The sequence below is a fragment of the Streptomyces tendae genome (assembly GCF_014650435.1).
GTDB lineage: Bacteria > Actinomycetota > Actinomycetes > Streptomycetales > Streptomycetaceae > Streptomyces > Streptomyces tendae.
In genome coordinates, this window is the sequence record NZ_BMUY01000006.1 from 284,477 (window position 1) to 298,132 (window position 13,656).

The window sequence follows — 13,656 nt, forward strand, 5'->3', positions numbered from 1 at the left end:
GGCCCTGGTTCCCGAACCTAGGGCCGGGCGCGGGAGCGCACCCGTTCGCGGCGCCCGTACGGGTCAGGGGGCGACGGGAGGTGGGCGGGTGTCGGCCGCCCGGACGCCGGGGTCAGGGCTTGCGCGCCACCCCCGCGTACACCGGCACGATGCCCTCCGTCTGGGCCGCCACGTCCTCCGGCTCCGGACGCCAGCCGGTGACCGGGATGATGCCGGGGCCCAGCAGCTCCAGGCCGTCGAAGAAGCGCGCGAAGTCGGACAGGGAGCGCGGGTGGAACGGTGTGCCGCCGCGCGCGAACAGCTCCGCGGCCTTGCCCACCGCCTCCGGGTTCAGGTCGGGCGTGACCTGCGAGAGGACCAGGTAGCTGCCCGGCGCCAGCACGTCCGCGTAGCGCCTGAGCAGGCCGTACACGTCGTCGCCCTCGGCCGCGTCGCCGAGGTAGTGGGTCAGGGCCACCAGCGACAGGGCCACCGGCCGGTCGAAGTCCAGGGACTCGCCCGCCAGCCGCAGGATCCGGTCCGGGTCCCGGACGTCCGCGTGGACGTAGGCGGTGGTGCCCTCCGCCGAGCCGTGCAGCAGCGCCTCCGCGTGCCTGAGGACGATCGGGTCGTTGTCGGCGTAGACGATCCGCGACTCGGGCGCCACCGCCTGGGCCACCTGGTGCAGGTTCGGCTCGGTGGGGATGCCGGTGCCTATGTCCAGGAACTGGCGGATCCCGGCCTCGGCGAGGGTACGGACCGCCCGGTGCATGAACCGCCGGTTCGCGCGCGCCCCGCGCACCGCCGTGCTGTCCGCCGCGAGAATCCTGCGCGCCAGTTCCTCGTCCACCGGGTAGTTGTCCTTGCCGCCCAGCCACCAGTCGTAGACCCGGGCCGGGTGCGGCCGGCTGGTGTCGAGGGGCGCGGGCTCGGATCCGGTCATGCGGTGTCGTCTCCTCAGGGGCTGCGTGGACTGCGTGCGGGTCGTCGCCGGTCAGAAGGTCTCGCGGTACTCGCGCAGGATCTTCTCGGTGCGCTGGGTCGAGGCGGCGCGCGCCGTCATGTGGTCCAGGACCTCCAGGTGCGCCGAGACCTCGGTGCGGGAGTCCAGGTACAGGGCGCCCGTCAGATACTCGGTGAAGACCATGTCGGGCAGCTCCGGCTCCGCGAACCGGAACAGGGTGAACGGCGCGTACGTACCGGGGTGCGGCCCGTCCTCGAACTCGGCGACCTGGAGCGTCACCCGGTCCCGGCCGGCGAACTCCAGCAGCTTGTCGAGCTGCTCGCGCATCACCCGGCCGTGAATGCTCACCGGCCGCTTCAGCACCGTCTCGTCCATCACGACCCACAGGTGGGGCGGGTCCGGGCGGTCGAGGAGCCGCTGCCGCTCCATGCGCAGCGACACGTGCCGCTCCACCGCGTCCGCGCCCGCGTTGCCGATCGTCCCGGCCTCCAGGACCGAGCGCGCGTAGTCCTCGGTCTGCAGCAGCCCGGGGACGAAGTGCGGCTCGTAGGACCGGACGATCCGCGCGGCGCCCTCCAGGCTCACATACAGGCTGAACCAGTCCGGCAGCACGTCGTGGTACCGCTGCCACCAGCCCGGCTGGTTCGCCTCCTCGGCGAGGGCGACGAAGGCCGCGACCTCGTCGCCCGCGACCCCGTACGCCGTCAGCAGTATCTGGACGTACGGTATTTTCAGCGCGACCTCGGCCATCTCCATGCGCCGCACCGTCGCCGGCGCCACCCGGAGCACCTTGGCGGCCTCCTCGCGCTTGAGGCCCGCCGTCTCCCGCAGTTCCTGCAGCCGCCTGCCCAGGACCACCTGGCCCACGGTGGGTGCGGCCCGCCGCTCGCTCACGCCACGCCTCCCCAACGCGCCCAAGTCTCACCGCAGTCTGTCATGTTCCTCTGTCAGTCTCACAGGGGTGTTCGTGGATCATTCATGTGCCGGACGCATTACCCGGCGGGTAATCGACGGTGCCCGCGCCGGGCGGGATCGTGGAGCCACCGGGTTCCGGTCCGGCGCACTCCGGTCCGGGACCCGGCCCACCCCAGCATGTCCGAACCGACGGAGGCTGACTCGTCATGTCCACGCACCAGCTTGCCGCACTCGCCCGTACGGCCGAACCGCGGCTGATGCTCCGCCGCTTCCTGGCCCTCGACGCGGCGGTGACCGGCGCCAACGCGCTCGCCTACCTGGCACTCTCCGGCCCGCTCGGCCGCTACCTCGGTGCCGGCTCCGGGCTGCTCCTCGCCCTCGGGGCCTTCCTCGCGGTGTACGCCGGGTGCGTGGGCCTGGTGGCCGCCCGCCCGCGACCCCCGGTGCTCGCCGTCCGGGCCGTCGTCGAGGCCAACCTGGCCTGGGCGGCCGTCAGCTTCGCCGCGCTCGCCCTGTGGCTCACCCCCACCACGCCCGGAGCGGTGTGGACGGTGCTCCAGGCCCTCGTCGTCACCGGTTTCGCCCTGCTCCAGTACGGCGCCCTGCGGCAGGGTCAGGGCAGCAACGAGTGAAGGTACTTGACCGTCGCCGGGTCGGCCGGGAGCAGCGTCTCGATGGCCAGCTCGGCGACCGTCACGTCCATCGGGGTGTTGAAGGTGGAGATGGACGAGATGAACGACAGGACGTGGCCCTCGTGCTCGATCTGCATCGGCAGCGCGAAGTACGGCACCGGCTCCTTCGGCGCACGGCCCGACCCCGTCTCCGGCACCGGATACGCCGCCACCTCGTCGTACAGCTCCCGCAGCGGCTGCGAGCGGTGCAGGGCGATCTGCCGCCCCATCTGCTCCAGCAGGTGCCCGCGCCACTCGCGCAGGTTGCGGATGCGCGGCGCCAGGCCGTCCGGGTGCAGCGTCAGCCGGATGGCGTTCAGCGGCGGCGCGAGCAGGTGCTCCGCGACGCCGTCCATCAGCATCGCGATCCCCCGGTTGGCCGCCAGCACCCGGTACGTCGCGTCGACGACCAGCGCCGGATACGGCTCGTAGCCCCGGATCAGCCGCTCCATGCCCTCGCGCAGGGCGCCGAGCGCGGGGTCGTCCAGGGGGGTCTCCGGGTAGTGCGGGGCGTAACCGGCCGCGAGCAGCAGCGCGTTGCGCTCACGCACGGGGACGTCCAGGTGCTCGGCGAGGCGCAGCACCATCTCCTCGCTCGGCCTGGAACGGCCCGTCTCGACGAAGCTGATGTGCCGGGCGGAGGAGTCGGCGCGCAGCGCCAGCTCCAGCTGGCTGACCCGCCGCCGCTCCCGCCAGGCACGCAGCATCGGTCCCACGCCCCGGTCGGTGGCGGGGGTACCGGTCACGAGTGCGGTCATGCCTCGAACGGTAGTCGACGGCGGGCCGCGCCGGTGCGGTCGCGTTGTGGCACGCTGAGACGAACCCGCCCGTCGAGCACCACCAGTGAAGGAGCGCAGCACATGCCCGTCGAACCGCTGTCGCCGCAGGAGATCGAGGAGCGGCTGGCCGCCCTGCCCGGCTGGTCCCTCGACGCCGGCCGCCTCACCCGCTCCTACCGGCTCGGCTCCCACTTCGCGGCGACCGCGATGGTCGTCCACATCGCCCAGGTGCAGGAGGAGCTGGACCACCACTCCGACCTCACCCTCGGCTACAACACCGTCGCCCTCGCCGTGCACACGCACAGCGCGGGCGGCGCCGTCACCGAGAAGGACGTGGAGCTCGCCCGCAGGGTGGAGGACCTGGCCGCCGGTCACGGGGCACACTGACGGTGTGCTCGACTACGACAAGGAAGCGGAACGGTACGACGACTCCCGCGGCGGCGAGCCCCGGGCCGCGGCGGCCGCCGAAGCCGTACTGAGTCTGGTGCCGCGGCAGGCCCGCCGACTGCTCGACGTGGCCTGCGGCACCGGCATCGTCACCCGGCGGATCGTCGCCGGACGGGACGGCCTGCGGGTGGTGGGCGTCGACCTCGCGCCCGCCATGGCCCGCCGCGCCGCGGCCCGGCTGCCCGGCGCCGTCGCGCTCGCCGACAGCCGCCGACTCCCCTTCGACGAGGGGACGTTCGACGCCGTCGCCAGCGTGTGGCTGCTGCATCTCGCGGGCGGCGCCGAGAACGTGCGGGCGATCGTCGCCGAGTGCGCGCGCGTGCTGCGGCCCGGCGGCACCTACGTGACCACGGTCGACAAGGGCGCCTCGCACAACGTGGGCAGCGACATCGACGCCGTGCTCGCCGCCCGCCCGCCCAGCACCGCGCACGACGCCGCCCACCTGGTCGGGGAGTACGCCCGCGACCACGGCCTGGTCCCCGCGGGCACGGCTCGCTTCACCGGCCACGGCCAGGGCCGCAGCCCCCGCCGGACCGTCGCCGACCTGCGGCGCGGCTGGTTCGTCACGCTGCCGCCGGGCGAGCCGCTCGCCGAGGAGTTCGCCGCGCGGCTGGCTGCCCTGCCGGACCAGGACCGGCCCCGGCCCGACCCCGTCTTCACCCTCGCGGCCTTCACGAAGTCGTAGGCCGAGGGCGGCAACCCGGCTGCCCCGGGCGGCGACTGAGAGGCGGAATCCGTCCGTCCTCCAGGAGGTTCGTCCCGTGAGGCACCCCCACACCGGCTCGCGCACACCCCGCACGCACCGCAGACGCCCACTGGCCCTGGCCGCGGCCCTCGCCGCCGCCGGACTGATGGGCGCGGGTCTGACGACACTGGCCCCCGACACCGCCGAGGCCGCCACGGCACGCCAGGTCGAGGCCCTGGACCGCGGCGTCGTCAGCGTCCACACCGGCGACGGGAACCTGGTCGGCTGGCGCTGGCTGGGCACCGACCCGGACAACGTCGCGTTCAACGTCTACCGGGCCGGTACGAAGGTCAACTCCAGCCCGATCACCGGCTCCACCACCTACTTCCACTCCGGCGCCCCTTCCCAGGCCGACTACACCGTCCGCGCGGTCGTGAACGGCACGGAGCAGGGCGACTCCGTCCACGCGATCCAGTTCCGCGCCGGCTACAAGGACGTGCCGATCAGCCCGCCGGCCGGCGGCACCACTTCCGACGGCGTCTCCTACACCTACGAGGCCAACGACGCCTCCGTCGGCGACCTCGACGGCGACGGCGCGCTCGACCTCGTCCTCAAGTGGCAGCCGACCAACGCCAAGGACAACTCCCAGTCCGGCTACACCGGCAACACGATCGTCGACGGCATCAGGCTCGACGGCACCCGCCTGTGGCGCGTCGACCTGGGCCGCAACATCCGCTCGGGCGCCCACTACACCCAGTTCCAGGTGTACGACTACGACGGCGACGGCCGAGCCGAGGTCGCCATGAAGACGGCCGACGGCACCAGGGACGGCACCGGCACGGTCATCGGCAGCTCCTCGGCGGATTACCGCAACTCGAGCGGCTACGTCCTGTCGGGCCCCGAGTACCTGACCATGTTCAACGGCCAGACCGGCAAGGCCATGGGCACCGTCGACTACGTCCCCGCCCGGGGCTCGGTCTCCTCCTGGGGCGACTCCTACGGCAACCGCGTCGACCGCTTCCTGGCGGGCACCGCGTACCTGGACGGCTCCCGCCCCTCCGTGATCATGGCGCGCGGCTACTACACGCGCACGGTGATCGCCGCCTGGGACTGGCGGAACGGGCAGTTCACCCGCCGCTGGACCTTCGACACCAACTCCTCGACCAACAGCGGCAAGGGTTACGACGGCCAGGGCAACCACCAGCTCTCCGTCGCGGACGTCGACGGCGACGGCCGGGACGAGATCGTCTACGGCGCGATGGCCGTCGACGACAACGGCTACGCCCTGTGGACCACCCGGAACGGCCACGGCGACGCCATGCACGTCGGCGACCTCGACCCCTCCCGCGCGGGTCTGGAGGAGTTCAAGGTCGACGAGGACTCCTCTAAGCCCTCCTCCTGGATGGCGGACGCCCGCACGGGCCAGATCCTCTGGTCCACCGGCGCGAGCGGCGACAACGGCCGCGGCGTCTCCGGGGACATCTGGTCGGGCAGCGCGGGCGCCGAGTCCTGGTCGTCGGCGGAGAGCGGCATCCGCAGCCCCAGGGGCACGGTGGTGAACAGCCGCAAGCCCTCCAGCACCAACTTCCTGTCCTGGTGGGACGGCGACACCGTCCGCGAACTCCTGGACGGCACCCGCATCGACAAGTACGGCACGTCCGGTGACACCCGCCTGCTGACCGGCTCCGGCGTCGCCTCCAACAACGGCACCAAGGCCACCCCGGTGCTGGCCGGCGACATCCTCGGCGACTGGCGCGAGGAGGTCGTCTGGCGCACGTCGAACAACACGGCCCTGCGCATCTACTCCACCCCGTACGACACGGACACCCGCATCACGACCCTCCTCCACGACACCCAGTACCGCACCGCACTGGCCTGGCAGAACACGGCGTACAACCAGCCCCCGCACCCGAGCTTCTTCATCGGCGCGGACATGCCGACGGCGCCGCGGCCCTCGGTCTACACACCCTGACCGCACGCCTCTACCCTCATGCGGCCTCGTCCACCGGCGGGGGCTTCCCGCCGGTGACCACCGTCCTGACCCACCTCTGCGTCAGCCGCGTCCGGGAGGCGAGCACCTCGACCGGCACGCCCCGCCGGTACGCGGCGCGCAGAACGGCGTTGCGCCAGTGCTCGAGTCTTCTCTTCGCGGCCCTGTCCGTGACCGTCCGGTGCAGCAGCACCGCAAGTCCGAGCAGCAGCCGCCCCGCCGGCCCCTCCCAGGTTCGTGCCATCCGGTTCCCCCAGTCCTCGCCACCACTCCCGCCCACTCAACGGTCGAAGAAGGGCAGCAGAGCCACAAGGGCGTGAAGCGAGCACATGAGGCACGAACCCGACAGAGGGCGCCGTCGGCACGCGCCTCCCGGGCGGTCGTCTCGGCCGCGGACCCGACCGGGGCCGGACGGACGTGCCCGTTCCGGCGATCACGGACACGATTTCGTCACAGGATCTCCACATGACGGTGCCCCGGGAGATGATGCACCACGCAACAGCACCATCCCCCGGGGGGAACCATGAGCAACAACTTCACACCGCCGCCCATGCCGTCCTACGGGCCGCCACCGGTGCCTCCGCCCCCGCCGCCCAAGAAGAACCGCACGGTGCTCGTCGCCGTGGCCGCCGCGGTGGTGGCCGCGGCCGTGTCGGCGGCCGTCACCGCGGGAGTCACCGGTGACGACGAGGCGGGACCCGCGCCCACGGTCACCGTCACCGAGACGGCGTCCGTGAGCGGGGGCGACACCCCCGCGGCCGAGGAGGAGGCCGCGGAGGAAGCCCCCGCGGCCTCCGAGGACACCGACGACGGTGTCTACGCGCTCGACGAGACGGTCACCTACGAGTCCGACGTCGAGGTCGGCCTGTCCGGCTTCGAGCGCGCGGTGTCGAGCGAGTACGCCACACCCGAGAAGACCCCGTACGCGCGGTTCACGGTCAAGGTCAAGAACAGCGGCACCAAGACCCTCGACACCACGCTGCTCACCGTCAACTGCTCCTACGGCAAGGACGGCCGGAGCAGCGAGTCCGTGTTCGACTCCGACACCGGTCTCGACGGCACTCCCCAGACCAAGCTCCTCGCCGGCCGGTCGATCAGCGTGCCCTGGGGCTGCGAACTCCCCAAGGGCGAGAAACTGATCCAGATCGAGGTCGCCCCCGACTTCGACTCGGAGACGGCGATCTTCACCGGCCCCGTCAGGTAGCGGTCGGGCACGCGCGTCCGGCGACGGCGAACCCTTCCGGTTCCGCGTTGGTCCCCGACCAGCTCCCGGTGAACCCGAAGCCGACCGAGGCACCGGGGGCCACACCGGCGTTCCAGCCGACGTTCCTGGCCGTCACCGACGTACCGGACTGGGTGTGCTCGGCGTTCCACATCTGGGTGACCTTCTGGTCGCCGGGGAAGGACCAGTCGAGGGACCAGCCGTTCCAGGCCGACGTGCCGGTGTTGGTGAGGCGGACGTCCGCCTGGAAGCCGCCCGACCACTGGTTCGTGACCGTGTACGTCACCTCGCAGGCTCCGGTGGGCGTCGGGTCGGGGCCCGGATCGGTGCCCCCGCCGGTGTCCGAGGTGTCGCCGTAGATCACGCCGCGGCCGTTGGTGGCCACGTACACCCGGCCGTAGACCCGGGGGTCGCCGGTGATGGCGGCGCCGGTCCAGCCCCACTGGTGGGCGTCGTCGTTGACGCGGGTCCAGGTCGCGCCCGCGTCGGTGGAGCGGAAGATGCCGCGCACCCCGCCGATCTCCGCGCTGGTGAACAGGGTCTGGTACGACGCTCCCGGGGCCGCCTTGCCGAAGCCGACGGTGTCCGCCGCGTCGATGCCCGGCAGCTTGGTGAAGGTCTCGCCGCCGTCCGTGGAGTGCCACATGCCGTACGCGCCGTCCGCCGCCCCGCCCGCCAGCCAGACGTCGCCCTCCCCGCCCGGCAGCGCCTTGAAGCGGACGCTGTCACCTGCGGGCAGCCCGGTCGCGGCCGAGGCGGTGAAGGTGGCGCCGCCGTCCGAACTGACGTAGAACTTCCCGGACTTGAAGCCGTAGTAGGTCTTCGGGTTCACCCGGTCGGACTCGACGATCGCGCCCGTCGGGATGCCGGTCGACGCCTGCCAGGACGTACCGAAGCCGGTCGTGTACTGCACGCCGGCGCCCTCGGGGCTCCACACGAAGCGGCTGCCGTCCGCGCCCGCCGCGACCGTGCCGCCGCCGCTCACCCCGGACGGGTCGGTGCCGCCGAACCAGTTGGCGCCGTTGTCCGTGGAGAACGCGATGTGCGGGCCGGAGTCGAGGTTGCCCGCCCGGACGACGACGTCCGGCTTCGTCTCCGCGAAGTCCAGACTCGTCGTGGAGGTGAAGTTCGGCGAGGTGTACATCATCGACGGGACCTCGGTCAGGCTGGTGTGCCGGAAGCCGCCGACGTCACCCAGGGCGCTGAGCAGCGGGGCACCCGACGGGGGAGAGGCCAGGTCGTTGACCGCCGTCTCCTCCAGGCCGCGCACCATCGGCTCGATGGCGAACGTGCCGCCCGCCTCGTCCCAGTTCGTCAGGTCCTCCGTGCCGTAGATCGTGGCGCCCGTGCCGTACATCATGCGGTCCGAGTCGAACGGGTCGATCTCCAGCGCCTCCGTCATCCAGCCCAGCTTCGGGGTCTGCTCGGGCGGTGTCGGGTTCGCGCCCCAGGTGAGCCACGGGGACGAGGAGACGTCCATCGTGTAGCGGTTCTCGCGGTCCGGGTACGACGTGTAGTTCCACGCCTGGGACCACGTCGCGCCGCTGTCCGTCGAGCGGAAGATCTGCGTGTCCGGCCACCACGAGCTGTACGCGGTCGCCATCACCGTCCCCGGGTGCTGCCGGTCGACGGTCAGGCCGCTGAAGCCGTAGTACGTGTCCGCCTCCGCGGCCGGGCTGATGTCCGTCCAGGTGCCGGTCGCCGTCGCGTACCGGTACAGCCGGCCCTTGCCGCCGTCGTACGGGCCGCCCGTGTCGCTGTACGCCAGGTACAGGTAGCCGTTCTCGGCGTCCAGCACGCCCTTGTGGGCCAGGTAGCCCGTCGGCTGCCCGGCGAGCCGCTCCCAGGTCGCGCCCGCGTCGGTCGAGCGGTAGACCGCGTTCTCCTTGTCCGCCACCCCGACGTAGACGGTCCCCGTCGCCGTGCCCGCGCCGCCGCCCGTGGACTCGTCGAAGGTGACCCAGGTGATGCCCTGGTTGTCGGAGGCGTAGCCGGACGTGTCGCTCGGGTCCTGCGCGTAGTTCCCGGGGTTCGGGAAGGCCGTCACCTCGGACCAGGTGACGCCCGCGTCGGTGGACCGCCACAGGCCGTGGCCGCTGGGGGCGCCCAGATACAGCACGTCGTTGTCGTGCGGGTCGACGGCCAGGCGCTCGCCCATGCCGCGGCCCGGCATGTTGCCGCCCAGCTTGAACGGCAGGTCCGTCTTCTCCCAGCTCGCGCCCCGGTCGGCGGAGCGCAGCACCGCTCCGTTCGTCGGGTCCCAGTCGTTGGTGTACGTGCCGACCGCCGCGTACACCCGGTCGGGCTCGACCGGGTCGGAGGCGACGCTGACCACGCCCGTGTGCCCCCAGTCGTCCCAGCCGACGTGGTCGAGGAGCGGCGTCCAGGTGTGCGACTCCTCCTGCCAGCGGTAGGCGCCGCCGATGTCGGTGCGGGCGTAGGCCAGGTCCTTCTCGGTCCGGTTGAAGACGATGCCGGGGACGAAACCGCCACCGTCGATGCGGGCGTTCTTCCAGGTGTAGCTGTCGGCGGCGATCGCCGCCTCCGGGGTCTCCGCGGCCAGCGCGCCGGGCGGACTGCCGGCGAGCAGGCCGGCCGCGAGGGCCAGCAACACGGTGAGGATCCGGGTTCTTCGCACGGTGGGGAACCGTCCTTCCGTCAGGAACAGAACACATGCGAGGACCGGGCGGCCCCAGGCGTGGGCAGGGGCCGCCCGGTCGGTTGGTCCCGTCGTCCGGTGACGAGACCGATTACGCGGAGCCGTCAAGCGCTACCGGGAAAGAAGCGGTGCCCACCACGCCCCTGCAAGGGGCGCGGGGAACTGCGCGGCCGGCCACACACGGCCCGCAGCCGAAATCGAACCGCCCAACCCGCGGAGCGCTTCGCGGGGGCTATTCCAGTAGCTCCGCGTACGAACCCATGGCGAGGGCTATGTCCGCCTGGGCCCAGAACCGGTGGTACGTGAACGTGGGCGCGGCACCGCCCTGGAGGTAGCTCTCGATCTTCGACCAGGCAGGGTCGTCCTGGTAGAAGGAGCGGATCGAGGCGAAGGTCGACGACGCGTCGATCGTGTCGCCGTTCGGCATGGTGCCGCTCCAGCCGCTCGGGACGTAGATGCCGTCGTCGAAGCGGTTGTAGTCGGCGCGGGTCTCCGGGACGGCGATGCCGAGCGCGTCCTGGTTGTTCTCCCACATGCCGTCGAGCAGCGCCTTGGCGGTCGAGGCCGCCTCGGTGTCGCCCGAGCGGTCGGCGTAGTAGGTGAGGGTCTTGGCGTACGCCGCCGCCACACCGACGTCGTTGGTGTAGTCCGCGACCGTGACGTGCAGGTCGCCGTTGTCACCCGGGGACGTGGCGTTCCAGGTGTCGGGCTGCCCCGACCACTGGAGCGTCGAGGGGATCCGGAAGGTGCCGTCCGGGTTGACGGTCGTCTCGGAGAGGGCCCAGTCGACCCACTTGTCCAGGACCGCCTTCGCGTCGGCGTCACCGCTCTGCTGGTAGTACTCGGCGACCCGCTCCATGGACCACGCCTGGAAGCCGAACCACTGGTTGGACGGCGGGTCGTGGTACACCGGCTTCTCGTCGTAGTACATGCCGTAGAAGGTCGGCGTACCGGCCGGCGGCGTCGCGTACCGGCCCGCCCAGCTGTTGGTCGCGCCGCCCGCGATGGCACCCTCGTCGGACTGCAGCCAGCGATAGAACTCCACCTGGCGGTCGAGGGACTTGGCCCAGTCCGACTGGCCCGTCGCCGATTTCGGCTTCAGGTCGGGGTCGGTGCTCAGCGCGTACGCGGCCAGCGGGTTCTGGTAGCCGCCGTGGGTGTGGCTGGAGCCGATGCGCCAGGCCCAGCCCGCCGAGGTGTCGACCGCGCCGCCCCAGGCGTAGTACCAGGACAGCAGGTAGTGCGAGGAGTCCTTGCCGGTACCGGCCGGGCAGGCCGACGGCCCTACGCAGTTGCCGACCTTCTTGAAGTACTTGTCGAACATGGCATAGCGCAGGTAGTCGCCCATCTTCGCGGCCTTGTCGAGGGTCGCGGAGATCTCGTCGCTCTTGCCCTGCTCCCCGGCCCAGATGTCCGCCCAGTACGCGGCCTGCACGGCGCGCGCGTCGGCGTCCGGGGCGTTGGTGAACTTCCACTGCTTGGCGTAGGAGGCGTCACCGGTGAACAGGTCCAGGTAGCCGTTCTTGCCGCCGTACTTGAAGGCGTCGCAGGTCGGCTGCGGCACCGTCTCCCACACCGACTCCTGCGCACCGCGCTGGAAGGTGTTGATGTAGGAGGGGCCGGTGTCGGCGGGGCCCGCCTCGCACTTGCCGGGCGAGTTGCCGTAGCCGTAGGTGTTGTCGACGTCCTGGAGCCAGTGCATGCCGTAGACGTCGTCCGTGCCGTACGCCGACTTCAGCTCACCGGCGATCGGGTCGGAGCCCACCGACACGGTGCCGTCCAGCGGCGCCGGATACTCGTTCGGCGTGTCCAGCTCGGGCGCGTAGGTGGCCGGCTTGGAGGCGTTGTAGGAGGAGTTGGTCGGCTGGTCGGCGTGGGTGGGGATCATGTACGTCTCCATGATCTCCCAGGCGTTGTTGAACCGGGTCCAGTCGCCGGTCACCTTGCCGTACATGGCCTGGAGCCACAGCAGATAGCTGTACGCCTCCGACGTGGTCTCGTGGCCGTGGTCCGGCGCCTCGACGATCAGGGTCTCCACCGAGTGGTAGGGGATGCCCTCGGGCGAGAAGTAGCCGTTCGCCGGGTCGGTGATCTTGCCGTACAGCTCCAGGAAGCGGGCGTCGTAGTCCTTCGCCGCCGCCAGTTGGGTCACGGTGACCGCCGCCTTGCCGTGGCCGGGGGCCGTCGACTCGAAGACCGCCGAGCCGCTGCCGGAGGCGTCCGCCGAGACGGTCACCCGTTGGGCGGTGTCCCAGTTCGAAGGGGTGAAGGTGAGGCTCGCGCCGCCGGTCAGCGTCAGACCCGTGTTGCCGCTCGCGCGGGAGGTCGTGACGGTCACGTTCGCCGTCGGCTGCTCCGACAGCTTGACCTCGTACGTCCCCGACTCGCCCTGCTGCACGCCCAGTTGACCCGGCGAGGCGACCACGGTCGGCCCGGCGGCCACCGTGACGCCGACCGGCGTCGAGTCCGCGGAGGCGCCCATGCTGTCGTACGCCTTCGCCACCAAGGAATGACTGCCCACGGTCAAGCCAGAGGCCGAGTACGTGTAGGGCGAGCTGGTGTCGGTGCCCAGCAGCGTGGCGTCGTCGTAGAACTCCACCTTGCTGATGGTGGCGCCGTCGGCGGCGGCCGCCGTGGCCGCCAGCGGCACCGCCTCGCCCCGCGAGTACACGGCGCCCGCCTCGGGGCTGGTCAGCACGGTGATCGGCGGCTGGTGCGCGCCCACGCAGGAGGTGCCGTTGACCGCGAAGTTCGTCGGCGCTGCGTTACTGCCGCTGTAGGTGAACTGTCCGCCGGTGGAGACGGCGGCCCCGGCGGCGATCCGCGCGTTGTACGAGGCGTTCTTCACGGTGACGTTCTGTCCGGACTGGGACCAGGTGCCGTTCCAGCCGTTTGTCAGCTTCTGGTTGCCCGCGTAGGAATACGTCAGCGTCCAGCCGTCGATGGCGTCCGTGCCGCGGTTGGTCAGCGTCAGCTCCGCGGTGAAGCCGGCGCCCCAGTCGTTGGTCTTGTAGTCCACGCTGCACTGAAGTGCGGCCGCCTGGGCCGGAGTTGAACCTGTGCCCAGCATCGTGAGGGGAAGTGCGAGGGCCGCCAGCGCGGCGGTCCACCATCGCCGCGCGGTGCGGCGTCCGGGTCTGTGTCGTGCGTGCATGGTGCTGGTTCCTCCTTGCGGCTCGGGGAGGGGTGGGGGAGGAGCAACAAGCCTTGAACCAGTGGGAGCGCTCCCATAGTGAGGAGGGTGCCTGGCGCGGTCAAGATGTGTGAACAGTCGAAAAGATTCGACAGGTTCGACGGGGAGAAAGTCGGTAACTCCTCTGTTCTTTACCGTCACTTGGCGCTACC

Annotated in this window: 11 protein-coding genes; 5 read left to right on the forward strand and 6 right to left on the reverse strand. The window is 71.5% G+C overall.

The features are described from left to right. Window positions 1-112: 112 nt before the first annotated feature. Together IE258_RS18500 and IE258_RS18505 are read right to left on the reverse strand one after the other, a co-directional pair. A complete protein-coding gene (locus IE258_RS18500; RefSeq protein ID WP_189744818.1) occupies window positions 113-922 on the reverse strand; it encodes an SAM-dependent methyltransferase in 810 nt (269 codons plus the stop codon). A 51-nt stretch (window positions 923-973) separates the two neighbouring features. Continuing rightward, on the reverse strand, window positions 974-1,837 hold the full coding sequence (locus tag IE258_RS18505) for a Sco1979 family transcriptional regulator (protein ID WP_159325683.1): 864 nt from the start codon (window positions 1,835-1,837) through the stop codon (window positions 974-976). A gap of 227 nt (window positions 1,838-2,064) precedes the next feature. Between IE258_RS18505 and IE258_RS18510 the strand changes: the two genes are divergently transcribed. Beyond that, a complete protein-coding gene (locus IE258_RS18510; protein ID WP_189744820.1) occupies window positions 2,065-2,490 on the forward strand; it encodes a hypothetical protein in 426 nt (141 codons plus the stop codon). Here the strand turns inward: IE258_RS18510 and IE258_RS18515 are convergent. After that, window positions 2,472-3,287, reverse strand: a complete 816-nt coding sequence (locus IE258_RS18515; RefSeq protein ID WP_189744822.1) for a helix-turn-helix domain-containing protein — start codon at window positions 3,285-3,287, stop codon at window positions 2,472-2,474. The two genes, IE258_RS18510 and IE258_RS18515, sit on opposite strands and share 19 nt — an antisense overlap. A gap of 102 nt (window positions 3,288-3,389) precedes the next feature. On the opposite strand from IE258_RS18515, the gene IE258_RS18520 reads away from it, so the two are divergent. From IE258_RS18520 to IE258_RS18530, 3 genes are all read left to right on the forward strand, one after another. Then, complete coding sequence (locus tag IE258_RS18520; protein ID WP_161379476.1) at window positions 3,390-3,695, forward strand: 4a-hydroxytetrahydrobiopterin dehydratase; 306 nt, start codon at window positions 3,390-3,392, stop codon at window positions 3,693-3,695. A gap of 4 nt (window positions 3,696-3,699) precedes the next feature. Then, window positions 3,700-4,440 (forward strand): class I SAM-dependent methyltransferase, encoded by a 741-nt coding sequence (locus IE258_RS18525; protein WP_189744824.1) that lies wholly within the window; start codon window positions 3,700-3,702, stop codon window positions 4,438-4,440. 76 nt (window positions 4,441-4,516) lie between these two features. After that, window positions 4,517-6,412, forward strand: a complete 1,896-nt coding sequence (locus IE258_RS18530; protein WP_189744826.1) for a rhamnogalacturonan lyase — start codon at window positions 4,517-4,519, stop codon at window positions 6,410-6,412. 16 nt (window positions 6,413-6,428) lie between these two features. On the opposite strand, the gene IE258_RS18535 is transcribed toward IE258_RS18530, so the two are convergent. Continuing rightward, entirely contained in the window at window positions 6,429-6,674 is a 246-nt protein-coding gene (locus IE258_RS18535; protein WP_159325689.1) for a hypothetical protein, read from the reverse strand. A gap of 279 nt (window positions 6,675-6,953) precedes the next feature. Here IE258_RS18535 and IE258_RS18540 point away from each other — a divergent pair, with 279 nt between their 5' ends. After that, entirely contained in the window at window positions 6,954-7,634 is a 681-nt protein-coding gene (locus IE258_RS18540) for a hypothetical protein (RefSeq protein WP_189744828.1), read from the forward strand. Here IE258_RS18540 and IE258_RS18545 read toward each other — a convergent pair. Both IE258_RS18545 and IE258_RS18550 read right to left on the reverse strand, forming a co-directional pair. Then, window positions 7,627-10,290: a xyloglucanase gene (locus tag IE258_RS18545; protein WP_189744830.1), complete on the reverse strand. Its 2,664-nt coding sequence runs from the start codon at window positions 10,288-10,290 to the stop codon at window positions 7,627-7,629. The two genes, IE258_RS18540 and IE258_RS18545, sit on opposite strands and share 8 nt — an antisense overlap. Window positions 10,291-10,543: 253 nt before the next feature. Continuing rightward, complete coding sequence (locus tag IE258_RS18550) at window positions 10,544-13,465, reverse strand: glycoside hydrolase family 48 protein (RefSeq protein ID WP_159325692.1); 2,922 nt, start codon at window positions 13,463-13,465, stop codon at window positions 10,544-10,546. Window positions 13,466-13,656 lie beyond the last annotated feature (191 nt).

Coding starts and splice junctions, on each gene's coding strand:
- IE258_RS18500 (WP_189744818.1), bottom strand. CDS start 922: ATGACCGGATCCGAGCCCGCGCCCCTCGACACCAGCCGGCCGCACCCG.
- IE258_RS18510 (WP_189744820.1), top strand. CDS start 2,065: ATGTCCACGCACCAGCTTGCCGCACTCGCCCGTACGGCCGAACCGCGG.
- IE258_RS18515 (WP_189744822.1), bottom strand. CDS start 3,287: ATGACCGCACTCGTGACCGGTACCCCCGCCACCGACCGGGGCGTGGGA.
- IE258_RS18520 (WP_161379476.1), top strand. CDS start 3,390: ATGCCCGTCGAACCGCTGTCGCCGCAGGAGATCGAGGAGCGGCTGGCC.
- IE258_RS18535 (WP_159325689.1), bottom strand. CDS start 6,674: ATGGCACGAACCTGGGAGGGGCCGGCGGGGCGGCTGCTGCTCGGACTT.
- IE258_RS18540 (WP_189744828.1), top strand. CDS start 6,954: ATGAGCAACAACTTCACACCGCCGCCCATGCCGTCCTACGGGCCGCCA.
- IE258_RS18550 (WP_159325692.1), bottom strand. CDS start 13,465: ATGCACGCACGACACAGACCCGGACGCCGCACCGCGCGGCGATGGTGG.